Raw genomic sequence first — 23,245 nt, forward strand, 5'->3', positions numbered from 1 at the left:
TAATTTTATATATTATAATTCAACAATGACTAGTTTCGATCTATGAACAAGAATTACTTATTATATTATACCGGATTTCATAATAGTAGGAAATTGTAAAACCCGGCTCTTTTTATAAAAGCATACAAATATAAATTTTTATTTGCTATAATTAAAGCTTTAATGTCATAGAAATGTGTATGTTTTTACTCTTTGAAGTATGTATTTAACACTTTTTTGGCAGCAACAAACGAACTGATCTGCGAATTTAAAACTTGTTGCTCACATATTTTCAGTTCATTCTGTATCTCCGGGTTATTGTAAAATTTAGATTTTAACTGTTCATTTATTGTTTCATACATCCAATATTTGGACTGTTCGTTGCGCCGGTGTTCAAAATATCCGTTTTTACGGGTAAACTCGACATAGTCGCCAACCATATTCCAAATCTCTTTAATACCCGTACCATAATACCCCGAGTAAAGTAATACTTTAGGTGACCATCCCGATTCGGGTAAAGGAAACAGATGTAAAGCATTTCTGAAATGTGCCTGAGCCAATTTGGCTTTTTCTATATTATCACCGTCAGCTTTATTTATAATAATACCGTCAGCCATTTCCATAATTCCACGTTTGATACCTTGCAGTTCGTCTCCTGTTCCTGCCAATTGTATCAACAGGAAAAAGTCGACCATAGAATGCACGGCTGTTTCGGACTGCCCTACTCCCACGGTTTCTATTATAATCTTATTGAATCCGGCTGCTTCACATAGAATAATCGTTTCCCTTGTTTTCCGGGCAACACCACCTAATGATCCTGCTGATGGCGAAGGGCGTATAAACGCATTCTTGGCAACACTCAATCGCTCCATACGGGTCTTATCACCCAGTATACTTCCTTTCGACACCTCACTCGAAGGGTCAATAGCCAGTACTGCTAGTTTTTCTTCCGGATTGTTATCCAAAAGATACATACCAAATGAATCTATTGAGGTACTTTTTCCGGCTCCGGGTACACCTGTCAAACCAACACGTAACGAGTTACCCGAATACGGCAAGCATTTTTCTATTATTTCCTGAGCTGTTGCCTGATGTTCGAACTTCGCACTTTCGACAAGGGTCACAGCCTGACTCAGTAAGGAGATATCGCCTTTGACAATTCCTTCGACGTATTCACTTACTGTATATATTTTCTTTTTGAAGCGTTTAAAGTCCTTTAAATAAGGATTTACCATAGGCTTATCCGATGTTCCTTCGTTTACTTGTAACGAGTGGAACCGGCAATCATTTTCGGGATGTTCCATACTAAATTAATATTAATAAGTAACGATATACAAAAGGGTTCAAACCCTACTTATATGTAAAGATAGGATAAAAATAAAAAAGACTGAAAAAGTTTGCACCTTATTCAGCCTTTTTAAATATGTTTTACCGTAATTACTTGCGAGGCAATACTTCTCCTTTTATAGACAAGGTGTATACCTGATCAGCTTCGTTTGTAAATACTGTTATGCGTTTGTCGAAACTACCTACACGGCCTGTAGTAGAATAACTCACCTTAATAGTACCTTTTTTACCGGGTAATACAGGATCTTTGGTATAAGATGGTGTAGTACATCCGCAAGTTGTTCTGATATCCTGAATAATCAAAGGTTTGTCGCCTGTGTTTGTAAATTGGAATTCAGTAGAAGCCGAACCAACTTCTTCTGCAATTTTACCAAAATCGTGTGTTAATGATACGAATTTAGCATCACCGTTTTTTTGGGCCATTAAACAAGTGATACTTACCACCATGGCTATCAATAACAAGCTCATTTTTTTCATAATTGTCTTCTTAATTAGTTAGAGTACTGCACAAAGTTATAAATAATAGATTAAGCAATACATTTTTTAAATATTATTTAGATATATATCTTGTTTATAAACTTCTTTATAAATAGTATTCTTTACCTTTTCGAAATCGGTCGGGAAATTTAAGTCCCTGTATGTAAGCATCAACATCGGTATACTATCATATCCTTCCACATAGGGCGGCTGGGCATATTCCATATCCCATATCTCGAAACCAAGCTTTTCATAGAATCTGTATCTCCGGGCGGCAAAGTCAGATGACCCAGGCAATTCTATTTCGCCAACCAATGGTTGTTTTGTTCCGGCTATAAGTGCCTGCATAGCTTTACTGCCCGATCCACTATTCCGTTGCTCGGGACTGATGGCAAAGTGCTCTATAAATAAAAACGAATTTAAATCCCAAATTGTTACAAACCCTACACGAACTTCTTCTTCGTTCACTAACAGAAAAACCGAAAACCGTTTGTCTTCGTCCATAACGTGGTGCATCTCAAGCACGGGACGCCGTTCGTTAGCCGGAAAACTTTCGATATACAGTTTCTCCACAAATTCCAAATCCGATTTATTTTCAATAGTTACTTTTCGTAAAATCATGTTCTATCTATTTTAATCTATTTGAAAGTAAGTTTTTACACTTACCCGAATAAAAAGTGAGTTTTTAATTCGAATGCTGACCAGCGGATGAAGATAGTATAACTTCTTTCATCGACCCGTCGTCACACTTGATAATACGTCCCTGAAACCGTTGGACAATAGCATAATTATGTGTAGACATTATCACGGTTGTTCCCTTTTGCGATATCTCATGCAATAGTTTTACTATCTGGGTACCTGTTTCGGGATCTAAGTTGCCGGTAGGCTCATCAGCTAGAATCAAGTCAGGCGAATTGAGCAGAGCACGTGCTATTACTATACGCTGTTGCTCACCACCCGAAAGTTCATGAGGCATCTTGTAACCTTTGTTTTGCATACCTACTTGCGTAAGTACTTCTCGTATACGGTTATTTATAGCATCCTGACTATCCCAACCTGTTGCTTTAAGCACAAATTCAAGATTTTTTTCAGCGGAACGGTCTATCAGAAGCTGAAAGTCCTGAAATACAATTCCGATCTTTCTTCTGAGGAATGGTATTTCTTTCCGCTTCATATTATTGAGGCAATAGTCGAGAATATATCCGGTACCCCCATCAAGAGGTACTTCATGATACAGGCTTTTCAAAAAAGTACTTTTACCTGATCCTACTTTCCCGATCAGATAAACAAAATCTCCGGACGAAATCTGAACATTCAGGTTTTGTAATATCTGATTTCCGTCGCGGCTAAGCCCTACTTCCTTATAATCGACAATGATGCCCATAACCGTTTATTTTTTATGTCTTTTTTGCAATTCGCGAGACAAATCTTCGATGCTCAACCCTTTTGATGTAAGCAATACAATAAGGTGGTATAACATATCAGCCGATTCATAGATCAGACGGTCATCCGTACCGTTACAAGCTTCGATAACCGATTCGATGGCTTCTTCGCCTACTTTTTGAGCCATACGGTTTACCCCCGATTGAAATAGGGATGTGGTGTAAGATCCTTCCGGCATTTCTTTATAGCGTTTTTCTATAAAATGCTGCAGATACTTAAAGAATAACACATCTTCTTTGTTCTTTTCATCAAAACAGGTATCACTGCCGGTATGACAAACAGGTCCTACAGGATTTACCTTTATAAGAAGCGTATCGCGGTCACAATCCTCTTTTATACTTACCACATTCAGATAGTTGCCACTCTCCTCTCCTTTTGTCCAAAGTCGTTGTTTGGTACGGCTGAAAAATGTCACCTTTCCCAATTCCTGGGTTTTAGCTAAAGCTTCTTCATTCATATAGCCCAACATCAACACTTTAGATGTTTCATTGTCCTGTATGATGGCGGGAATCAATCCTCCTGTTTTTTCAAAATCCAAATTCATCGGTTTCTCTGTTATATACGATATTATTGTATCTATCGTAGATTCGTCTTTTAGTAAACAACTTATATTATAAAAAGATCAGTCGCAGCCGAAAAAAGCTCGGCTATTACTTCCTCTATCTGACACTAATTCCTTCAGTACGAAGGTACTGTTTTAAATCTTTAATTGCAATTTCTCCAAAATGAAATACACTGGCTGCCAAAGCGGCATCTGCCTTCCCTTGGGTAAATGTATCTCTGAAGTGCTCCATAGTTCCGGCTCCTCCTGATGCTATAACCGGAATATTGAGGGACTCCGATAAACGGCATAAGGCTTCGTTCGCATACCCTTGTTTCACTCCGTCATGATCCATACTGGTAAACAATATTTCACCGGCACCACGATCTTCGGCTTCTTTAGCCCATGTAAACAAATCTTTATCTGTAACATTACGTCCTCCACTGGTGTAACACATCCATTTGCCATTATCAAAACGGGCATCTATGGCACACACGCATACCTGCGAACCAAAATTGGTTGCAATATCATTAATTATCTGAGGATTGCGCAAGGCTGTAGAGTTAACCGAGACTTTATCTGCTCCGGCTCCCAGTAAACGGGCTACATCGGACAGTTCGTTAATTCCGCCGCCTACAGTAAAAGGAATACTGATATTCAAAGCGATACGTTCTACCAGATCGGTAAAAGTTTTTCGACCTTCGTGTGTCGCGGTTATATCCAGAAAAACGAGCTCATCGGCACCTTCTGCACTATACTTTTTAGCTAATTCAACAGGGTCACCTGCATTTCTGAGATTAACGAAATTGATACCCTTAACGGTAGTGCCATCTTTAATATCAAGACAAGGTATTATTCTTTTTGCTAGCATTATTCTAAGTCCATTGTTAAACGTATCATATGAATACATTCTATCCCGTTTTCAAATATGGGTTCGGGGCAGTACTTTCTGAAAAAGTTATAATCGACAGATGTAATTGCAAAGCCGCATTTCTGATATAAAGCCAATTGTCCTATTCCGGCATTGCCTGTGCCTACTTCCATTGTTTTATATCCCCTGCTGCGGGCAACTTCAATACTATGATAAACTAACTTCTTCCCATAGCCTTTTCCCTGATATTTCTCATCAACAGCCAGATTTACCAGTTCAATAGTAAAGGGTCGTGTCGGTAAAAGAACATATTCGCCTATAGCTTCATTATCTGAATATCCAACGAAGCAATCTCCTCTGTTCAGGTAATCTTCAACAGCTTCTTTATTCGGATCCGCCAATGATAGCAAATCATAAGGAATCTTTCCGGTTGTTTTGTCTAAGATTTTAATATCCATCCTGGAAGGAGTATTATCGATCCTGCAATTCTGCCAGTTCTTTTAATGTTATCTTATTTTCGTAGATAGCTTTCCCCATAATAATAGCAGGAACACCTGCCGCTTCCAGATTCAGTATATCCTGTTTGCACGACACTCCGCCACTTGCGATCAGGTAAACCCCTGGAATATGTTCCAGAATCTTTTTATATAGTTCAACAGCTGGCCCTCCCAACATACCGTCTTTGGATATATCGGTACAGACTACCTTTTGTACTCCGTATTGTATATAATTAGAAATGTAGGGAACAACAGCCAGACTGGTTGCTTCCTGCCATCCTGATACCGCTATCTGGTTATTCTTGCTATCGGCTCCCAGTATGATTTTATCGCCACCGTATTTATTTACCCACGATACAAACAATTTGCGGTTCTTTGCCGCAACACTACCTCCTGTAACCATGGCCGCACCTGCAGCAAATGCAATATCGATATCTTCGTCGCTCTGAATACCACCGCCAAAATCTATAACCAAAGATGTATGTGTGGCGATATCTTCTAACACTTTATGATTGATAACATGCTTGGCTTTAGCTCCATCGAGATCTACAAGATGCACACGGTGGATACCGGCATCCTCAAATTGCTTAGCAACTTCGAGAGGATTTTCGTTATAAATAGTTTTTGTATTATAATCTCCCTGAGACAGCCTCACGCATTTACCATCGATAATGTCGATAGCCGGAATTATTTCTATCATAACTTTAAGAAATTAGTTAATATCTGTTCGCCTACACTTCCACTCTTTTCGGGGTGAAACTGTGTTGCGTAAAAATTATCTTTGTGTAGCGCAGCACTAAACGGTAAAACATAATCCGTTACGGCTGTGGTATATATGTTAAGCGGCACATAATAACTATGCACAAAATATACATATTGGTTCTCGAGCGACGGATCAAACAGAGGTAATTTTACATCCTGTATTGTATTCCAACCCATATGTGGAATTTTGTCTTCATGCCTTTCGGGAATAAACCGTTTCACTCCGGTATCAAAAACACCAAGGCAATCGGTATCTGCTTCTTCCGAATGTTTGCACATAAGTTGCATACCCAGACATATACCTAAAACAGGCTGTTTTAAGTTCCGGATCAAAGTATCCAAGCCGTTTTCATGCAAATATTTCATGGTTGTACCAGCTTCTCCCACTCCCGGAAATATCACCTTGTTGGCACTCTCTATCAGTTTTTTGTCGTCTGTTACAGTAGCTTCTACTCCGAGCCGTTTCATTGCCGAATCGACTGAGAATATATTGCCTGCATTGTATTTTATAATAACAACACTCATTATTTCAAAAGATTATCTATCACCTTCACCATTTCATTAAACTCCTCCGGATCATATAATCTGGTAAGCATTACTATTTTGCCATCCTTACCGATTATAACATTACGGGTAATACCTGCATCCTTTTCGGCATACAGTTCGAATATTCCGGCTTTCGGGTCTAAACCGATAGGATACGTTACTCCTGTTTTCTTAGCAAAAGCCAATACTGTTTCAGCCGGTTCATCCCTGTCAATACCATAAAGGGCAAATTCGGGATTCGATTTATGCTTCTGCCATATATCAGATTCGATAAAAGGCATTTCCTTGCGGCATACGCCACACCAACTCGCCGTAAACTGAAGCATTACTACTTTGCCCCGCAAGTCCGAAAGTTTCATTACCGAACCATCAGGCATCGACATAGTAAAGTCAGGTGCTGCATCTCCTACTTTAACCAGATACTTGCGGTCTCCGGTAGTATCCTGTGCGAAAGTATTGCCCAGCACAGCCAGTAAGAAAACGGATATAAAAATGATATGTTTCATTAAAGACTTCTCTTGATTAAGTAATTCCTGAATATAAAGGCAAAAGGCAAAGCCGATAAAGCCCCTAGGGCATCTGCCAGAAAATCGAACCAGTCTCCCGAACGTGGCGGAAAGTAATAGTGTTGTATAATCTCTATCAAACCACCGTATAGTATCGGAAAAGCAAAAGCAAATACCAATAGTTTCAGCATATTGATATGTCCTCTTTTCGCATGGATATAATTAAAAGCTGTTGCTCCGGACAATCCCATATACATCAGAAAATGTACTATCTTATCAGTTGGTATCAGAAATTCGAATCCGACATCCGGTATGTCATTCGGTGGAATCAGACAACATAAATATAAGATAACAAGCGATATAATAACCGGAACACTAGCGTATCTTAATATTAACTGAAACTTCATTGATTACCTTTTGTACAATTATAACACAAAGATGCTACAAATTATTGATATTTACGTATAATAAATAGCAGTTTTCATTTCGAATAATTGTATTTTTGCACTTCCGGAAATCACTTGAACAATCCGGAACAGCAATTCATTTATGAAACAACAGGCCTGGATAATTAAACTTCATTGCATTACCTGAACAGGTTATCTCCAATACCGGCAGGTATGCATCTCCATGTGAGTCCGGCTTTCATTCCCCGAACTATTTTACGCCCTTTTTTGTTAATGGAGCATACTTGTTGAGTTAATGTTCAACTTAAAACACTTTGTAAAATAAAGAACCCGTAAGTATGTTGTCCGAAAATAGCACCGAATCCGATATATCTCCCAAATTGCCATGGCTGGCAGCGATGGCGATGTTTATGCAGTCGCTGGATGGTACAATTTTGAACACAGCTTTGCCTACTATCGCCCTCGATCTGAACCACTCTCAATTGTCGATGCAGGCGGTTGTGGTAAGTTACGCACTTACCCTGGCTCTGTTGATACCTGTCAGCGGATGGCTTTCGGACAAATACGGAACAAAACGGATATTCTCTATAGCAGTATTCCTTTTCACCCTCGGATCTTTTACCTGTGCTATATCATCTACGTTTAACGAACTGGTTGCGTCGCGTGTCTTACAGGCTATCGGCGGATCGATGATGGTACCCGTATCACGCTTAGCTTTATTATATGCATATCCTAAGAATAAACTGCTGGCAGTGATGAATTTTGTCACCATGCCGGGACTCGTAGGCCCATTAATCGGACCTGTATTGGGTGGGTGGATCGTAGATATAGCTTCATGGCACTGGATTTTCCTCATTAATATACCTATAGGTATCACCGGACTGATATTTGCTCAATATGTAATGCCTAACTTTACCCGTCTGGGCAAGCGCTTCGACCTGATAGGGTTTATCCTCTTTTCCGTCGGTCTCATTTCACTGTCATTGGTACTGGAGGTAGGCGGAGGCGAAACTATCGACTGGGGAGCCCTCGCTGTAATCTTATCCATAGCCGTAGTTTTCGGAGCATTATATATATGGTATGCAAGACGTGTAAATTATCCGATCATCAACCTGAGCCTTTTTAAGATCAGAACATTACGTATCGGTTTGATCGGAAACCTGTGTACACGTTTGGGAATAGGAAGCTTGCCCTTTCTTTTGCCCCAAATGTTACAAATAGCATTCCTCCGGAGTTCTACCGAATCGGGAATGATCATGATGGCATCTGCTATAGCCACTATATTCGCCAAGTCTCAGGTAGTGCCTCTGGTCAAGAGATTCGGCTATAAAAAGGTCTTGATATCCAATACTGTTATATTGGCTGTTGTTATATCTATGTTTGCCTTGCCGGACAAAACAACTCCCATATTCCTGCTGATACCTGTACTGTTAGTATATGGGTGTGTTAACTCGATACAGATGTCGACAATGAATACGATTGCACTCGCCGATCTCACACCCGATGTTGCCAGTGGAGGTAACAGCCTCTTAGCGATTATGCAACAGCTATCGATCAGCTTCGGCGTATCTGTTGGGGCATTGATTCTCCGGTCTACCGAATCTGCATCATGGCTTACAGGAGGAGAAATAGGCATGTCGTTTAAGGCTACTTTTGTAATACTGGGCGGTATGACCTTATTATCCGCCTTAATCTTCACCCAGTTAAAAAGCTCAGACGGTGACGACATTTCGGGACATAAATAAGACTTGCTCAACCTTGGAAGGTGACAAAAAGGTGACACCACTGTAACGTTTGTCACGTTGAGTTTTATTTGTGTATCAATATTTTATGTATTAAAAAGTGACAAGTGACACTCATTTTGCATTTTTTTATTTACCATTCCCGTGCATTCATTCTATAGTATAGATAAATCTGTTTGTCAACCGGCATACACTTATATCCGGTATAAAAAGAAAAAGTGTACCTTTGATTTCAATTCGATAATATACAAAATTGAATGGCAAAACAAGACTGGAAGCCCGGAACTATGATCTATCCCTTACCTGCGGTAATGGTAAGTTGCGGCAGTACCCCCGATGAGTATAATATTATAACTATCAGCTGGACAGGTACAATCTGCACCAATCCTCCGATGTGTTATATATCGGTTCGTCCCGAAAGACATTCGTACGGGATCATCAAGAAAAACATGGAATTTGTTATCAACATTACGACTCAACAGATCGCTTATGCAACCGATTGGTGTGGAGTAAAATCGGGTCGTGATTTCGATAAGTTTAAAGAAATGAATTTAACACCTGCAAAGGCCTCTGTAGTTAATGCACCTATTATAGACCAATCACCTCTTTGTATCGAATGCCGGGTAAAAGAAATAATACCGTTGGGGTCGCATCACATGTTTATTGCGGATGTGGTAAATGTGAAAGCTGATGACCAATATATCGATCCCGAAACAGGCAAATTCGATTTAGCCGGATCGGGGATACTGACTTATGTACATGGTGGCTATTACGAACTGGCACAGAAAACGGGTCACTTCGGCTGGTCGGTCAGAAAAGACAAAAAAGGAAAATCAAAAAAGTAAGTGATAAGATCAACAAATATATCGCAAATAATTATCGCTCAACTTTGAAATATATTAGAAAATAAATTAATTAAGGGGGACTAAAAATCCCCCCTTTTCTCTATTTCAGCGTAAAGACCACATTGACGAATGCGTCATAATTAGGTCGGCTGTTCACCGTATAACTCATCACCCCCGCCTCACTAATGCCCGTCACCGTAATACACGGATCGCAGTACGTAACATAATAATTCAATTGAGAACCATTGAAAAACGGAATCGTAGCCGGCGCACTCGTACTCTTCACCTTCGGAGAATTAAACCCCGTATAATACACATTATAAAGATTAATAGACTGAGTCCCCACCAATAAACTCCCCGAACCATCCGAAGTCGGGATATTCACCGAAGGCATATACAGGAAATGCCTGTTATATAAAGTAAGGCAGGTCCATGAAAAAGTACCCGGATTAGAAGGCGTATCCTTATACTGAGAAACACACCTATAATCCATATCGTATACCATTAAGCCCGAAGCCGGACTTGCAATAGCCAGTTTCTGAGAAGTATTCATCCGTGGAATAAGCAATCCCCTATCGTTATCATACGCATTAATATCCAACACTGACGAACTGCTGGGATTATTCGTATTCACCCCTATCTGAGCCGATATAGATGGATAATATAAACTAATACAGGCAATAATTATAATCAAATATTTCATATTTATTCATTTTCATATGTTTACAAAAGTCATTGTTGTTTCGAGTTAAGAAGTTCCGAACGTGTCATCCGGTTACTTTTGAGGGTACAATATATGACATTAGCTTCCATACTGATTACTTTCGCTTTTGTACCATCTGCCTTATAAGGTGTTACAGTAATTACATACGATCCGGCACCGACATAAGTATGTTGCTGTTCGTACTCTGTCTGGGATAGAGATACAGTCTGACTCACCACGGCGCTTCCGTCTCCGAAATCCCATTCGAGACGAACAGGTGCGTTTCCACCCGATAAATCTATCTCCACTCCGTATGTACGCAGGTGGGCAGCACAGGCAAAAGGCTTCGATTGTGGTTTAATCCGGATAAAACCGGCGGGAAAACTGGGTAGTCCCAGATACGCTTCTTTAATTAAATAATCCGGAAAATACTTCATAACAGTTCCTCCGGCATTGGGATTTGTTATCACATACAAATCTTTGGTCGAAACAACAGCACCTCCGGCAGCAGGCCTGTAACACCTGATTCCGTACAACCGGCCGTCTATTCCGGCTTTTATATTACTGGGTCCGAGAGCGAGAAATGTCGATGCAACACCACTTCTCAGCCCTGCCCATGTATTCCGATATATCTGGGGTGTATTGTAAGCCGATGTAACATATATATAATTTCCATCGGGCGAAAAAGCGGCACCGTAAGTAGTGGTAACAGCCGATATTGTTTGAGTTTGAACACCCGAAATTAACCCTGTGGCAGGGTCGAACACTGCCGATATAACTTGTTGCCCCGACCAGTTAACGGCAAGCAGCTTTGTATAATCCGGCGACACAACTAATTCCCCCAGATTATTGCCCGTACCTGTGTAAATGATACCTGTATTTGTAATTGTTTGATGGGGAGTCGACGAGATACCAGATGCTGTAACCGCATAAACGGAAAATGTTTGGGCGGTTCTGTGCAACAGCCAATAATCTTCGCCATTGTCATTGGGTACTGCTGCAATGTTTTCTCCGACACTTCCTGATTTTATTACAATGTTTTTAGAGGTGGACATAACATCTCCGAGCCCTCCATTCAGACTCATATCTACAATCGAATACCTGATACCATAAGCTGTACTTCCCTGAACAGGCACAGTTACAACATAATACTGGGTCAGGCTTCTGGGTCTGGGGATAACGATTCCCGATTGGGTAGCCGACGGGTCTCCCATCAAGCCCGAGCCGTTGGGCATTATCGCTCCGTTTTTATTATACACAGTAATACCATCCGAGGCAAATAAGAGTTCTCCGTCGTAAGTAGATACGGTAAAACACCCCTCATATGTATTTACATATCCGGTAATTGCCTGAGGCATGCCGGTCAATACCGTGGCGTCACTCGCCGTAGCACTACTCAACGAATTAAAATTCAGCCCGGCATTAAATCCGAAGTGCCACCAGCTGGTTTCCTTCTGAGCATAAGAATTTATCGAAAAGCCTATTAATAGAAGGCATACATATATCAGTTTCTTCATTATTTATTTCTGCTTAATTGGATAATAAAAAGCTCTGTGACCTTACTTAAGTACAAACACCACCGTCATAAACGAATCATAATCCGACTCCACCTTAATATCATACGTCATCACCCCATTATCATTAATGGAGATATTCTCCATCACATCCGTATCATAGTTGGTAATATAATAATACAAATCCGTCCGGTTCGTAAAGTAAGGAATATTCACCGGAGCCGAAGGATTCTTAGTCGGAGCCGTAAACTGAGTCAGATACTCATTGTAAAGATCGATAGTCTTGCCTGTCACTACAGTTGAAGCATCCACCGCAATAGTCGGCATATAAAAAAAGCCATTCTGTGCATCTTTCTGTGATAGGCACACCCAAGCCGGAGAAGCAGTAGTCCCTGCATTCTGCGCAATACAACGCAGAGTTGTGTCATATACCAATAAACCTTCAGCGGGAGAGGTTATAGCCGATTTCTGCACAGTCGTCATTCTCGGAATCAGAATCCCCTTTTCCGTACTGACAATATCCATAGCTGCAGAAGCATTGGGTGTACTTGTGTTTATACCTACCTGAGCCTGTAAAGTTGCCATGCCTGAAATACACAGTAGAATCATAAAATACTTTTTCATTGTTATCTGAGTTTGAGTTGGGGTCGCAGACCCTTTTGTTGTTTTTAAGGTCGCAGACCTATTTGTTGTTTTTATTAAGAGTAATTGTTTCCGAATGTATTCGTTGTAGTAGCAAAGTTCTGCACTGCCCGATAATGTGTACTTTATCACAAAGGTCACAAAGAAGGCACAAAGCGCACTATCTTGTATTTTAGTAGAAAGGATAAAGCTGAACCTTGCCCCAACAGGATATCGTAAAATCCCTTTGTCTCTTTGCGCCTTTGCGTTTAAAATATTATCTATTAAATAATTAATACTAAAACAATAAAGCAGCAAAGTGCATACACTGCACCCTGCTGCCTGTAATAGTTGGCCAAAGCATAACCTGTTACCCGAAATAGTATTCGAACGACAACAAAACAACAATGATCCTACCGGACACAGCCTGCCCGGCCAACTTATTTGGAAATGGATATATACGACAAAGCAAACGAAGACATAAAAAAATGTCCCGTTATTTTGACACAATAGAAAATTTTGTTTAGTTAACGCCCTGTGATGCGTCTGTGTGTGTGTGTGTCTCTCTCTCTCTCTCTCTCTCTCTCTCTAATATTTCAGCACACAAAGACAAATCTAAACTGTTAAAATTTAGAGGGTTGTTTATGTTTTTATGTGTGAAAATATTGGTCATTCCTTATTGGTAAAGGGTTGTTTGATGGGGCAAATATAGGAATTTATTTGATATCAGGTAATATAAACACAAAAACTTGTTAAAAAAAGGAGATGATATTACTCACCTCCCTTTATTCTGTTTTGCTATCCGTATCTTTTTTCTCAAGCAATTCTTCTATCTCAGAATCCTTGATCAATTTAACATTGGTCAACAAGAAACGCTTGTCTACAAAATCGCCCATATCATTACATTCCTTTATAGCCTCTTCCGTATAAGAACGTGGATCGTGCTTAAGATCACACAAGAGGAATACCTTTAGATAATTACCTTTAAAATCAATACTTTCCACCTCGATTTCACTAGCTTCGTACGCAAACTTCAATTCTTTCAGAATTGTTTCTTTCTGGAAATCGGTAAAAGGTGTACGGTCTTTAGAGGCAATTACCGAAAAATAGCGTAATTTCCCGTCACGTCCTCCCAATCCGGTAGACACAAAGAATTGTTTTTCGCCTGACAAATCGGCATCCAGCAGTATCTTACTTTCAGTAAGAGCTAAGGCAGACCAGTTTGCCAGTTCGGGTTCCAAAGGGCTGCTATGATAAGTCTCTATAGCCCTGTATGCAGCTACATCGGCAATTATTGCCAATGCCGACAAATAATACCGTTTGTCTTCGATATTAACATTCGGCGTAAACAGGCGGCCTATCATATAATTACGATCGGGTTGCATACTCGTATCCTGAGACTGTACATATTTTGAATACTGAAAATATTTCATTTGCTCTTCAACAGGCACAATCTCATTCAGCATATGCATATTAGCTTTCATATCACCCGACGCATCTTTCAACTGATTCAGTATTTTATCAAATTTATCCATGGTTCAACTCTCTTTTGGCAAAAGTCTGACTTTGCCGGGTTTATTGTGGATATTGTTCAAAAACCGTACCAACGATCATCAATTTCATTGATAAGGACAATCCCAGAGTATATCTCCATCGATAAAGATGGAGACCCGAAACCTTCATCTTTCTATACCCACAGATATAGGTATATATAGGTTTAACACGGAAAAAGCAAAAAAGTATCGCAAAAAGATCGAAATATTTAGTTAAAAAGATAATTTTATGCAAACAATGCCTTATTTTGGGCTGTTTCATCCTTCAGAACAAATAATACCCTATGAATATATGAAACCTATATTTGAACCTATAGATCTTGACAAATGGGAACGCCGTAAATATTTCGACTATTTTTACCATAAGATCAAGACTAAATACAACCTGACCAAAAATATAGATATCACCCGGCTGATAGAAGTTAAAGAAGAAAAAGGAATAAAGATATACCCTACTCTATTATATCTTATCACACGGGCGGTTAACCGTAACAAAGAATTTCGCATAAGCTTCAATTCCGAAGGTGTTCTGGGTATATGGAACTATGTGAATCCGGCATATACTATTTTTCATGATGATGATAAAACCTTTTCGGATGTATGGAGCGAATACAGCGAGAACTTTGCCGTGTTCTACGCAAATATTCTCACCGATATGGAAACTTATAAAGATGTAAAAGAAATAAAAGCCCGTCCCGACCAGCCTGCCAATTTCTGCCTGATATCGTCCTTACCTTGGCTTAGCTTCGATGGTTTCGGACAGGATACATTTACCGAATCATCGTTACTGTTCCCGTTTATCCGCTTCGGAAAATATTTCGAACAAGATGGTAGAATTTTATTACCTTTGGCTGTCTTTATCAATCATGCCGTAGCCGATGGATATCATACCTGCAAGCTGATCAACGATATACAGTATCTGTCTGACCATGCCGAAGAATGGCTGACCATATGACAGGCTATTACTCTTAATTTATAATAATAACCAAAAGTAATTTTTCAAACAACACATACAAATTATGGGATTATTTGATTTTTTCAAAAAGAAAAAAAACACAGAACAAGTTAAGCCTGAGTCTGAAAGATCAACTTTAGCTATGGCGATGCCAATGTTTAGTGATGGTAAAAGTTTTGATATGAATAAGGTTGTAGAACATTTACAATCTTTCTGGCAACTTTCGGTGACTGACTTTTCAGGAGATAGTAACGAAACTGCTGTTTTCAATGTGGACGGACACTTGGTAGCTTTGGCAGATATGCTTGTGCCTATCCCACTGGAAGAACTTAATGAAATTATCAGATTTACCTATTTATGGAAAAATGCCGGAGAAGAGACAAGCCGCCATACCGGCCATGCATTAGTAACGGTAATGGGTAATAATGGTACAGAAGTTGAAAGGCGTACCCTACTGAGTAAATTACTCTGTTCGATAATGCTTACCACACCCGAATGTATCGGTATATATCAGGGAAACGAGACATTACTACTTCAGCGTGATTTCTACCTGGCGGCTGTAGAAGATTTACAAAACAATCGGATACCTGTTCCGGCATGGATATATATCGGTTTAAGAGGAACGGACAAAGGCATTGACGCCTATACGTTCGGGATGAAGAGTTTCAACAAGCCCGAATTTGAAGTAATAGGTACCCCACTCGATCACGATCAACTGTATACGCTGATACTGAGTATCGTTTCTTATACTCTGGGTAATGACGTAACCTTTGGTAATGGAGATACATTCAGTCTTTCGGAAAATGCCAGTATGAGAATTACAGCATCCAAAGGCAGATATATAGACGATATCACATTGAAACTGGATATGTAAATATATATGTGGGGAAAGAAAGCACCTGTCCATTTCTTAATAGCCTTTCTTCTGTTTTATCTTATGTCTTCTTGCGGATACCGTAAGACCGAAAAGGATAAATATCCTGATATGCCCGTATTTCCTAATATGGAAGGAGGTTCTGTAAAAATGGATACAATCCCTTTCCGTAATATTTCGTTATCAGAAATAGTTTATAATGACAAATATTACTTTGTACCCTATTATACAGACTATAATCATTCGGGTATGGCAATTGTAGATGGAGTCCTGAGCCTGATAAGTAATTGGTCTTACGATAATTCTAACTTCACATATTTAACAGACACTTTGGGTTCGGTTATTGCGATTGACAGGATAAACGAAACGGCATCTAAATACGAAGCACCTTATAACGAGGCTACAGATATTCCTTTTCTCAAAATGGATAAGCTGCGTGAAAGGCTGGGAGAAAAGTATAATTCATTTCTCGAAGATGCCAAAAGAGCAGATTCTTCTTATGTAAATACAGATAACATCTTAGATAGTATATACATGGCGCATCTGCTAGAAAAGCATAAAGGATACACACCATACCTACTTACCGGCGGATCGTATGATTATCCACCTTGTATTATTTTTGTAGATAAAAAAGAGCCGGAAAAACAACTTTTAGCAGAGATTCCGCCATATAGTATAGAACCCGAAGAATGGAATATACGTACATACCCTCTATTGAAAAAGAGGCTGATAGATTTACCAGATACAGAAAACCCATCTTTGGTTAACTTCGATGATGCAGTACTCGAAAACCGTTTCGGAGGGAGCGGAAATCATTTCGTTGCCGATATATCATTCCGGCAATCAGGATATCAATATTACAAACTAACGGAAAACGGAAAAGAACACTTGTTCAAGATTTATCACACCAATTTAAATTTCAGCGTCTTGCAGGAAATCAAAAATCCGTTTAACAATCAGGTATTATTTATCAACAATGAAAATAACAACCTTTATCTGATACGTAAAAACTAATATATTCTTTTATTCTTTCTCCGCCGGAAGTTGAATATTCCCCAGCATTTCTATCTGAGACAGGTCGTAAGGCGTTTCCTGATACAGGTAATAATTCATCCAGTTGTTAAACAACAGGTTACCATGACCCGTCCAGCGCGAGATAGGTTTCTCTGCCGGATTATCGTGCCTGTAATAATGCTTTGGGATATCTATCTCAGCACCTTTTTCCTTGTCTCTCTGATATTCGTTATGTAGAGTATAAAGCGAGTATTCGGAATGCCCTGTCACATAAAATTCACGTCCGCCACGCCCCACAACAATATAAACACCTGCTTCGTCCGATTCGGATAATATTTTCAGGTCTTTGTGTTTTTCAATATCTTCTTTACGCACTTCGGTATGACGGCTGTGCGGAGCATAAAACTCATCGTCGAAACCTCTGAACAGCGGAAAACTGCGGTCGTTGATCGTATGTTTAAATACACCGAATGTTTTTTCGGGTAACAGATGCTTCTTCACCCCATAAAAACGGTACAAAGCAGCCTGAGCCGCCCAACATATATAGAATGTAGAAGTTACATGTACTTTTGCCCAATCGAAAACCGAAGCCACTTCGTCCCAATAGCTAACCTCTTCATACTCCATCATTTCTACAGGCGCACCTGTAACGATCAAACCATCGTAGTTCTGATCTTTTACCTCATGGAATTCTTTGTAGAAAGCATCCATATGTTCGATAGGAGTATTTTTGGACTGATGTCCCGATAGCTTCAGGAAATCGACTTCTATTTGTAATGGAGAGTTCGATAATAAACGTACCAAATCTGTTTCGGCTGCAATTTTTATAGGCATCAGATTAAGTATCAAAACCTTCAAAGGTCTGATATCTTGTTCTTTTGCTCGAAGCTGAGACATCACAAAGATATTCTCCTTCTTCAGTATTTCTATCGCAGGCAGATTATCGGGTAGCGTTACAGGCATATCAATTATTCTAATTTTTTCTTAAGTGTCGAAATGTAAAGTTACAAAAATCAGAATGAAAAATATATACTTCTAAATAAAAATCTATATTTGTGGGAAACAACCTGTAAGAAACAACACCATAAACGATATGAGAAAGCTATTGCTCTTCATTTTTTTAGCTTCATCTGCCTACACATTTGCACAACCTCAAAAGATGTTGCCTAAAGAGATACGATGTGCAGATTTCGTATTAAAATACGAGTACGACGATATGAACAGAATAATAAAAATAACCACCGGATCAGATGGTAAAACTGTTGTAGACTCAATTGTATATGTGCGAACAGAGATAACACCGGGCATATTCTATTCATCTTACAAGATATACGGATACGAAGAAAGCGGAAAAGGCGATCAATACCAGCGAAAAGACAAAGACCCATACGAGTATAAACACGGAAAAGTAAAAAAAGGAGTTGACTATTTATCGTCAGATGACAATGGTATACAATTCGATTATGTATTGGATACAACCATGAGGCCACAGCAAAAAGCCGGACGTTACTGGGACAGGTATTGCGACTGTTATAAGAATGCTAAGTACTTCTATGATAAGCAGGGCAACCTGACCTTACTTACCTCTGAAAAAAACAGCAACCGCGAGGAAATGGCTGATTGGGAGAAGTCCCTGTTCGATGCCGAAATCAGTTATGACCAGCGTAACGGTATCTTCGCTAATATCAATCCACAGTCGTTATGGATATTAAGCGAACCCACAGAGCAATTTTATCCTTATCTGCACCTTTACAATAATGTTTCTAAATTGAGAAAAGATATTAATGAAGATGAAGATATAAACAGCCCCGTTAAGGTCGATTATCTGTATACTTACGACAGTAGAAATTATCCCGAAAAAATCCGGCAGATTATAATAAACGACGAAAATGAGGAAACAGGAAATATTTACACCATTACATATCAAAAGGCACAACAACTGCCTGCCGCACCCAAACCTTTAGCCGAACCGGTTGTATCGTCCAAAAAGCTATTGCCGGAAAAAATATTCACCGAAGGCTTCTCTCTGTCATATACTTATGACAACAAAAACCGGATTACATCTATAAAACAAACAGTATCGGGTGAAGTAGAGAAACACGACAGCATTACTTATTTTCCGGATCATATGGGAATGGTTGTCATAGATTTAACAGACAATGAGGTTTCAAGTATCATGAAATACACTTCTCATAAAGGGAATACTTACGGAATGGAATCCGAAGACGGTACTATAGAATATACTTTCACTCCTTCGGGAAAATTAGAATGGATGATCTCGAAAGATGCCGGTTATAACGAAGAAACCTCTATAGACCCTCCTGTAATGATCGGGTATGTGTATGACGAAAAAGGAAATCTGATAGATATGGATTTACCTAACAATGCTTCGGGCGACAGGGTAAACCGAAGCCTGCAAATGCTTGAATACTGGAACTTAAACTACGATAACAAAAACGGTATATTTAAGCATGTCAGTCACGAAAGCTTTCCTTTTCTGTTCGATATGGGCAATATCCTGCCTTGCTATTATTTCTTTGGCAACAATTTGAGATCGATAACCGAAGGTGATAGTGTTATAACACATTTCTTCTACAAATACAATGAATATGATTATCCGTCGATACTCAGATCAGGAGAAGCCAGCATATCAATAAGCTACGTAGAAGCAAACTCTCATTGAAGCACAATAAAATAAAAAAGGCAGGGGTATTATTCACAAACAATACCCCTGCACTATATTATTAAACCTTTGACCTACCTTCTCAGGCGTACATAATCAACCTGATGATTTTCACTCTTATGAAGAATCAGGCTTGCACGTTCGCGTGTAGGTAATATATTCTTCCGTAAATTCTTACGGTTTATTTCGCGCCATACACCTTTAGCCATTTGGGTGGCACCAACATCGGTCAGTTGCGTAAAATTATAGAAATACGAATCGGGATTGGCAAATGCTCCCTGCCTGAACTTCAGGAAACGCGATATATACCATTCTTCCAGAAGGTCTTCTTCGGCATCTACATAAATAGAAAAGTTCAGATAATCAGACAAAAACACACGGGGCTTGCTTTGCGGATAATCCATACCGCTCTGCAAAACATTAAGACCTTCGATAATAAGTATATCGGGCTGCCGAATTACCTCATATTCATCGGGAACCACATCATAGATCAGATGCGAATACTTAGGTGCTATCACTTCAGGCTTCCCCGATTTCACATCACTCACAAATTGCAGTAAACGATGAATATCATACGATTGCGGGAATCCTTTTTTCAGCATCAAACCATTCTCTTCCAATACTGTATTCGGATAAAGGAAACCATCTGTAGTGATAAGCGCCACTTTCGTATCTTCTTTCCAACGGCTCATCAAAGCCTGCAAAACACGGGATGTAGTACTTTTCCCGACCGAGACACTTCCGGCAACACCAATGATAAACGGTATCTTACTGGGTTTCTGATTCAGGAATTTCATCATAGCCGCCTGCCTGCTGGTTGTAGCAGTTACGTAATAGTACAATAAACGGGTAAGGGGTAAATAAATATCACGTATCTCGTCGATAGACAACTCGTCGTTGATACCTTTCAGTTTGTCTACTTCTTCGGGGGTCAGAGTCATAGGCTCCGACTCACGCAATGCCGCCCATTGCTGCCTGTCGAAAAGCATATAAGGGCTAAGGGGTGAGGTTTCCATTCTTCTTTATTACTCTATTGCGGCAAACCACAATAAATATTTAGACAACAAATGTACAAAAAAGGGTAGACAAAATTGCCGTACCCTTCCCTGTTTTATATATCAAAGCCTTTTTCTTCTTACTTTTTGGCACCTATCCATGTGGCTTTCCGCCAGATACCTTCGAGAGGACCATGACGGTGGTTTTTCATCCACCAGCAGGCAAAAGCATATTGGATAAAGAATAATGCAATACCTACAAAGAACGATGCTGTAATGCTCAGCTTATCGTGCAAGCCAAATCCCCAGTTATAAAATAACAATGATCCCATTATCGATTGGGTAATATAGCAGGTAAGGCTCATCATTCCGTAAGGAGCCAGTTTACCCAGCAGGTTGTGCAGGCTTGTCAGATAATAAGCTGTGATGATTGTAGATACAATGAAGAACATAAAGCATAGATTAGACCACGATTTGATAGTCGTTACCATTGGGGTAAGTATAGCCTTATTTTCTATAAAATCAGGCAGCATATTAACCAAACCGTACAACGGGAAGAAACAAATAATAGATATTACCAGTGTCTTCTTCCAGAATCTGAGATTCGCATCGGTTTTCTTCAATAAACCTGTACGTCCTATAAGCATACCTATCATAAACATAGCTGCCGTTTGGAATACCCTGCCGAATTCCCATGCGTATGTAAGTGAGGCCAATTGCCCGTCATACAGATTCATTCTGACAGTTTCGAAGAAAGTACCGTCCTTCTGAACCACAAAAGCCTGCTCAAAATAATACATGGCAAGGCTTTCGCCCGGTACAAAATCGGGATGCGTTAGCGCATATATCAGTTTATACCATTCGACCGGTTGAAGCATACATATAGTAAGTATCACAAATACAGCCTTATTAGACAACCGCGAAACAGGTATAAGCGCAAAACCTACGATCGAATACAATACCAATACTTCGCCTGTGAAAAACATGGCATTGATATTACCCCATATAAATAATAACACCAACCTCCATGCAAAACGAAGCCGGAAATCATTTCCCTTCAATGTCTGATTATTATCCTGAATAAAGAAACTGAATCCGAAAAGCAAAGCAAAGATGGCATATCCTTTGCCTGAAAAAGCAAAGAATACCGAATCCCAGATAGCTGTATCAAAGAATTTCAGCCATTCGTTTTCTACTGTCGGAAATGAATAAAAATTGAAGTGTTCAATGGTGTGTATAAGAAGTATCGCCATTATGGAAAATCCCCTCAGTACATCAGCCACATCAATACGGTTCGATTCGCTCATGGATTTGTATGGTATTTTAGAGTTAACAAAAAATTAAACTTCTGCAAAAATAAGATATTTATCAGAATAGCCTAAATATAGGCGATTTATTCATAAAAAAGAGCAGAAATGCTTCATTATACATACGACACTTCTGCTCTTGATTATTTATCTTTCGCCGGACATCCTCCGGTTTTTATTGAATGGTGAAACTACAGTTCAGGTTATCGTCCCCTACTGTTGCACCCATCTTCCTGTAAAAATTGATTGCCGATTCGTTCCAGTTAAGTACCTGCCAGTTAAGATACTTCACCTTTTTGTGCTTTGCATAATCAATCAGCCCGCAAACGAGCATTGTTCCGACCGAACTGCGACGATATTCGTCTTTTACATAAAGGTCATCGAGATAGATGGACTTTCCGCTCCATGTATGGAACAGAGTCGAGAATAAGGCATAACCGACAATCTCATCTTTCGAGTTTTCGGCTATCAGGCAGGTAAAATAATCCATCTGTTGCTTAAACTCATCGGGGGTGGTTTTCACCTTTTCTATCTTACCGAGGTAAGTGGCAAATTCTTTGACCAGATTAAATACTGTGGGCAGGTCTTCTACCGTTGCTTTTCTTATTTTGATATCCATGTTCTATAAATTTTATCAGTGTTGTTTACCTAAATAAAGCTATACTTTTTAGAAAGAAATAAAAACAAAAAAATAGTTGGATAAAGCAAAAAGAGATTAAACCTGTAAACAAGCTTAATCTCTTTCGTATAAAGAAGAGCCGTACCGATGGAATATGACGAAACTCCGTAAAACAGGATTTGAGTGCCCCGCCCCCTTTGTAATTCACTGCGCATAAAGCAACCCCGAAGGGTGTGACCCGCCATTAGAAACGGTGAGCTTGTCTCGGAATTTGTTATTAATTGATGAGTTTCCCAATCGACCGATACGACCCCGTATTTTTGCAGGAGGCTCTCCTCCCCGTTTGGTCTTATTTCTTAGTTCAAAATTAGATTATAGAAATGAAAAAAGCAAGATTTAAAGCCATATTTTACTTTCCATGGATTAAAATTTCTAAAATACGAT

Annotated in this window: 26 protein-coding genes; 7 read left to right on the top strand and 19 right to left on the bottom strand. The window is 39.5% G+C overall.

Annotation, left to right across the window (positions count from 1 at the left end; genetic code table 11):
- Window positions 1-185: 185 nt before the first annotated feature.
- From meaB to BUC12_RS08750, 11 genes are all read right to left on the bottom strand, one after another.
- Window positions 186-1,283: a methylmalonyl Co-A mutase-associated GTPase MeaB gene (meaB, locus tag BUC12_RS08700; RefSeq protein WP_062182416.1), complete on the bottom strand. Its 1,098-nt coding sequence runs from the start codon at window positions 1,281-1,283 to the stop codon at window positions 186-188.
- Window positions 1,284-1,416: 133 nt separating this feature from the next.
- Window positions 1,417-1,803: a DUF1573 domain-containing protein gene (locus tag BUC12_RS08705; protein ID WP_062182413.1), complete on the bottom strand. Its 387-nt coding sequence runs from the start codon at window positions 1,801-1,803 to the stop codon at window positions 1,417-1,419.
- Between the two features lie 66 nt (window positions 1,804-1,869).
- On the bottom strand, window positions 1,870-2,424 hold the full coding sequence (locus tag BUC12_RS08710) for a GNAT family N-acetyltransferase (protein WP_062182410.1): 555 nt from the start codon (window positions 2,422-2,424) through the stop codon (window positions 1,870-1,872).
- Between the two features lie 64 nt (window positions 2,425-2,488).
- Window positions 2,489-3,187 carry a cell division ATP-binding protein FtsE gene (locus tag BUC12_RS08715; RefSeq protein ID WP_062182408.1) on the bottom strand — a complete coding sequence of 233 codons (699 nt, stop codon included), beginning with the start codon at window positions 3,185-3,187 and terminating at the stop codon, window positions 2,489-2,491.
- Between the two features lie 6 nt (window positions 3,188-3,193).
- Window positions 3,194-3,790 (bottom strand): bifunctional phosphoribosyl-AMP cyclohydrolase/phosphoribosyl-ATP diphosphatase HisIE, encoded by a 597-nt coding sequence (gene hisIE / locus BUC12_RS08720; RefSeq protein WP_062182405.1) that lies wholly within the window; start codon window positions 3,788-3,790, stop codon window positions 3,194-3,196.
- 115 nt (window positions 3,791-3,905) lie between these two features.
- A complete protein-coding gene (hisF, locus tag BUC12_RS08725; RefSeq protein WP_062182402.1) occupies window positions 3,906-4,658 on the bottom strand; it encodes an imidazole glycerol phosphate synthase subunit HisF in 753 nt (250 codons plus the stop codon).
- Window positions 4,658-5,116, bottom strand: coding sequence for a GNAT family N-acetyltransferase (locus BUC12_RS08730; RefSeq protein WP_062182400.1), 459 nt, complete (start codon window positions 5,114-5,116; stop codon window positions 4,658-4,660). The genes hisF and BUC12_RS08730 overlap by 1 nt, the downstream gene beginning before the upstream one ends.
- A gap of 13 nt (window positions 5,117-5,129) precedes the next feature.
- Window positions 5,130-5,855 carry a 1-(5-phosphoribosyl)-5-[(5-phosphoribosylamino)methylideneamino]imidazole-4-carboxamide isomerase gene (gene hisA, locus BUC12_RS08735; protein WP_062182397.1) on the bottom strand — a complete coding sequence of 242 codons (726 nt, stop codon included), beginning with the start codon at window positions 5,853-5,855 and terminating at the stop codon, window positions 5,130-5,132.
- Complete coding sequence (hisH, locus tag BUC12_RS08740; RefSeq protein ID WP_062182395.1) at window positions 5,852-6,442, bottom strand: imidazole glycerol phosphate synthase subunit HisH; 591 nt, start codon at window positions 6,440-6,442, stop codon at window positions 5,852-5,854. Before hisH ends, hisA begins: the two co-directional genes overlap by 4 nt.
- Window positions 6,442-6,969 (bottom strand): TlpA family protein disulfide reductase, encoded by a 528-nt coding sequence (locus tag BUC12_RS08745; RefSeq protein ID WP_062182392.1) that lies wholly within the window; start codon window positions 6,967-6,969, stop codon window positions 6,442-6,444. Before BUC12_RS08745 ends, hisH begins: the two co-directional genes overlap by 1 nt.
- A complete protein-coding gene (locus tag BUC12_RS08750; RefSeq protein ID WP_062182388.1) occupies window positions 6,969-7,376 on the bottom strand; it encodes a VanZ family protein in 408 nt (135 codons plus the stop codon). Before BUC12_RS08750 ends, BUC12_RS08745 begins: the two co-directional genes overlap by 1 nt.
- Before the next feature lie 338 nt (window positions 7,377-7,714).
- Here BUC12_RS08750 and BUC12_RS08755 point away from each other — a divergent pair, with 338 nt between their 5' ends.
- Together BUC12_RS08755 and BUC12_RS08760 are read left to right on the top strand one after the other, a co-directional pair.
- On the top strand, window positions 7,715-9,121 hold the full coding sequence (locus BUC12_RS08755; RefSeq protein WP_062182385.1) for a DHA2 family efflux MFS transporter permease subunit: 1,407 nt from the start codon (window positions 7,715-7,717) through the stop codon (window positions 9,119-9,121).
- Between the two features lie 254 nt (window positions 9,122-9,375).
- A complete protein-coding gene (locus BUC12_RS08760) occupies window positions 9,376-9,963 on the top strand; it encodes a flavin reductase family protein (RefSeq protein ID WP_062182381.1) in 588 nt (195 codons plus the stop codon).
- Window positions 9,964-10,063: 100 nt separating this feature from the next.
- Here the strand turns inward: BUC12_RS08760 and BUC12_RS08765 are convergent, their stop codons facing one another.
- From BUC12_RS08765 to BUC12_RS08775, 3 genes are read right to left on the bottom strand one after another with little or no spacing between them, the layout of a single operon-like run.
- Window positions 10,064-10,666, bottom strand: a complete 603-nt coding sequence (locus BUC12_RS08765) for a hypothetical protein (RefSeq protein WP_062182378.1) — start codon at window positions 10,664-10,666, stop codon at window positions 10,064-10,066.
- A gap of 29 nt (window positions 10,667-10,695) precedes the next feature.
- On the bottom strand, window positions 10,696-12,183 hold the full coding sequence (locus tag BUC12_RS08770) for a PKD domain-containing protein (protein ID WP_062182375.1): 1,488 nt from the start codon (window positions 12,181-12,183) through the stop codon (window positions 10,696-10,698).
- 42 nt (window positions 12,184-12,225) lie between these two features.
- Entirely contained in the window at window positions 12,226-12,804 is a 579-nt protein-coding gene (locus tag BUC12_RS08775; RefSeq protein WP_070808612.1) for a hypothetical protein, read from the bottom strand.
- 316 nt (window positions 12,805-13,120) lie between these two features.
- On the opposite strand from BUC12_RS08775, the gene BUC12_RS20035 reads away from it, so the two are divergent.
- Window positions 13,121-13,285, top strand: coding sequence for a hypothetical protein (locus BUC12_RS20035; protein WP_175552620.1), 165 nt, complete (start codon window positions 13,121-13,123; stop codon window positions 13,283-13,285).
- Between the two features lie 301 nt (window positions 13,286-13,586).
- Here the strand turns inward: BUC12_RS20035 and BUC12_RS08780 are convergent, their stop codons facing one another.
- On the bottom strand, window positions 13,587-14,336 hold the full coding sequence (locus BUC12_RS08780) for a hypothetical protein (protein WP_062180657.1): 750 nt from the start codon (window positions 14,334-14,336) through the stop codon (window positions 13,587-13,589).
- Window positions 14,337-14,646: 310 nt separating this feature from the next.
- Here BUC12_RS08780 and BUC12_RS08785 point away from each other — a divergent pair, with 310 nt between their 5' ends.
- The 3 genes from BUC12_RS08785 (at window position 14,647) to BUC12_RS08795 (ending at window position 17,197) form a co-directional block, all read left to right on the top strand.
- A complete protein-coding gene (locus BUC12_RS08785; RefSeq protein WP_062180676.1) occupies window positions 14,647-15,309 on the top strand; it encodes a CatA-like O-acetyltransferase in 663 nt (220 codons plus the stop codon).
- Between the two features lie 64 nt (window positions 15,310-15,373).
- A complete protein-coding gene (locus BUC12_RS08790) occupies window positions 15,374-16,183 on the top strand; it encodes a DUF4261 domain-containing protein (protein WP_062180655.1) in 810 nt (269 codons plus the stop codon).
- A 6-nt stretch (window positions 16,184-16,189) separates the two neighbouring features.
- The gene (locus BUC12_RS08795; protein WP_062180651.1) at window positions 16,190-17,197 is read left to right on the top strand and encodes a hypothetical protein; all 1,008 of its coding nucleotides are present in this window, start codon (window positions 16,190-16,192) and stop codon (window positions 17,195-17,197) included.
- A 9-nt stretch (window positions 17,198-17,206) separates the two neighbouring features.
- On the opposite strand, the gene metA is transcribed toward BUC12_RS08795, so the two are convergent.
- Window positions 17,207-18,160: a homoserine O-acetyltransferase MetA gene (gene metA / locus BUC12_RS08800; protein ID WP_062180648.1), complete on the bottom strand. Its 954-nt coding sequence runs from the start codon at window positions 18,158-18,160 to the stop codon at window positions 17,207-17,209.
- 130 nt (window positions 18,161-18,290) lie between these two features.
- Between metA and BUC12_RS08805 the strand changes: the two genes are divergently transcribed.
- Window positions 18,291-19,880 (top strand): hypothetical protein, encoded by a 1,590-nt coding sequence (locus tag BUC12_RS08805; protein WP_062180645.1) that lies wholly within the window; start codon window positions 18,291-18,293, stop codon window positions 19,878-19,880.
- A 74-nt stretch (window positions 19,881-19,954) separates the two neighbouring features.
- Here the strand turns inward: BUC12_RS08805 and coaA are convergent, their stop codons facing one another.
- The 3 genes from coaA to BUC12_RS08820 form a co-directional block, all read right to left on the bottom strand.
- Entirely contained in the window at window positions 19,955-20,896 is a 942-nt protein-coding gene (coaA, locus tag BUC12_RS08810) for a type I pantothenate kinase (RefSeq protein ID WP_062180643.1), read from the bottom strand.
- Window positions 20,897-21,015: 119 nt separating this feature from the next.
- A complete protein-coding gene (locus BUC12_RS08815) occupies window positions 21,016-22,182 on the bottom strand; it encodes a DUF418 domain-containing protein (RefSeq protein ID WP_062180640.1) in 1,167 nt (388 codons plus the stop codon).
- 175 nt (window positions 22,183-22,357) lie between these two features.
- Window positions 22,358-22,801 (bottom strand): GNAT family N-acetyltransferase, encoded by a 444-nt coding sequence (locus BUC12_RS08820; protein ID WP_062180637.1) that lies wholly within the window; start codon window positions 22,799-22,801, stop codon window positions 22,358-22,360.
- Between the last annotated feature and the right edge of the window lie 444 nt (window positions 22,802-23,245).

Origin of the sequence: Indolivaga macrotermitis, assembly GCF_900128985.1 — a bacterium.
Classification (GTDB): domain Bacteria; phylum Bacteroidota; class Bacteroidia; order Bacteroidales; family Dysgonomonadaceae; genus Dysgonomonas_A; species Dysgonomonas_A macrotermitis.

What these genes read in the sequence shown, in the direction of transcription:
- BUC12_RS08820 (WP_062180637.1), bottom strand. Translation starts at nt 22,801, where the DNA reads ATGGATATCAAAATAAGAAAAGCAACGGTAGAAGACCTGCCCACAGTA.
- BUC12_RS08755 (WP_062182385.1), top strand. Translation starts at nt 7,715, where the DNA reads ATGTTGTCCGAAAATAGCACCGAATCCGATATATCTCCCAAATTGCCA.
- hisF (WP_062182402.1), bottom strand. Translation starts at nt 4,658, where the DNA reads ATGCTAGCAAAAAGAATAATACCTTGTCTTGATATTAAAGATGGCACT.
- BUC12_RS08760 (WP_062182381.1), top strand. Translation starts at nt 9,376, where the DNA reads ATGGCAAAACAAGACTGGAAGCCCGGAACTATGATCTATCCCTTACCT.
- BUC12_RS08730 (WP_062182400.1), bottom strand. Translation starts at nt 5,116, where the DNA reads ATGGATATTAAAATCTTAGACAAAACAACCGGAAAGATTCCTTATGAT.
- BUC12_RS08710 (WP_062182410.1), bottom strand. Translation starts at nt 2,424, where the DNA reads ATGATTTTACGAAAAGTAACTATTGAAAATAAATCGGATTTGGAATTT.
- hisH (WP_062182395.1), bottom strand. Translation starts at nt 6,442, where the DNA reads ATGAGTGTTGTTATTATAAAATACAATGCAGGCAATATATTCTCAGTC.
- coaA (WP_062180643.1), bottom strand. Translation starts at nt 20,896, where the DNA reads ATGGAAACCTCACCCCTTAGCCCTTATATGCTTTTCGACAGGCAGCAA.
- BUC12_RS08775 (WP_070808612.1), bottom strand. Translation starts at nt 12,804, where the DNA reads ATGAAAAAGTATTTTATGATTCTACTGTGTATTTCAGGCATGGCAACT.
- meaB (WP_062182416.1), bottom strand. Translation starts at nt 1,283, where the DNA reads ATGGAACATCCCGAAAATGATTGCCGGTTCCACTCGTTACAAGTAAAC.
- BUC12_RS08770 (WP_062182375.1), bottom strand. Translation starts at nt 12,183, where the DNA reads ATGAAGAAACTGATATATGTATGCCTTCTATTAATAGGCTTTTCGATA.
- BUC12_RS08790 (WP_062180655.1), top strand. Translation starts at nt 15,374, where the DNA reads ATGGGATTATTTGATTTTTTCAAAAAGAAAAAAAACACAGAACAAGTT.
- BUC12_RS08750 (WP_062182388.1), bottom strand. Translation starts at nt 7,376, where the DNA reads ATGAAGTTTCAGTTAATATTAAGATACGCTAGTGTTCCGGTTATTATA.
- BUC12_RS08785 (WP_062180676.1), top strand. Translation starts at nt 14,647, where the DNA reads ATGAAACCTATATTTGAACCTATAGATCTTGACAAATGGGAACGCCGT.
- BUC12_RS08765 (WP_062182378.1), bottom strand. Translation starts at nt 10,666, where the DNA reads ATGAAATATTTGATTATAATTATTGCCTGTATTAGTTTATATTATCCA.
- hisA (WP_062182397.1), bottom strand. Translation starts at nt 5,855, where the DNA reads ATGATAGAAATAATTCCGGCTATCGACATTATCGATGGTAAATGCGTG.
- hisIE (WP_062182405.1), bottom strand. Translation starts at nt 3,790, where the DNA reads ATGAATTTGGATTTTGAAAAAACAGGAGGATTGATTCCCGCCATCATA.
- BUC12_RS08805 (WP_062180645.1), top strand. Translation starts at nt 18,291, where the DNA reads ATGAGAAAGCTATTGCTCTTCATTTTTTTAGCTTCATCTGCCTACACA.
- metA (WP_062180648.1), bottom strand. Translation starts at nt 18,160, where the DNA reads ATGCCTGTAACGCTACCCGATAATCTGCCTGCGATAGAAATACTGAAG.
- BUC12_RS08745 (WP_062182392.1), bottom strand. Translation starts at nt 6,969, where the DNA reads ATGAAACATATCATTTTTATATCCGTTTTCTTACTGGCTGTGCTGGGC.
- BUC12_RS08795 (WP_062180651.1), top strand. Translation starts at nt 16,190, where the DNA reads ATGTGGGGAAAGAAAGCACCTGTCCATTTCTTAATAGCCTTTCTTCTG.
- BUC12_RS08780 (WP_062180657.1), bottom strand. Translation starts at nt 14,336, where the DNA reads ATGGATAAATTTGATAAAATACTGAATCAGTTGAAAGATGCGTCGGGT.
- BUC12_RS08715 (WP_062182408.1), bottom strand. Translation starts at nt 3,187, where the DNA reads ATGGGCATCATTGTCGATTATAAGGAAGTAGGGCTTAGCCGCGACGGA.
- BUC12_RS08705 (WP_062182413.1), bottom strand. Translation starts at nt 1,803, where the DNA reads ATGAAAAAAATGAGCTTGTTATTGATAGCCATGGTGGTAAGTATCACT.
- BUC12_RS08815 (WP_062180640.1), bottom strand. Translation starts at nt 22,182, where the DNA reads ATGAGCGAATCGAACCGTATTGATGTGGCTGATGTACTGAGGGGATTT.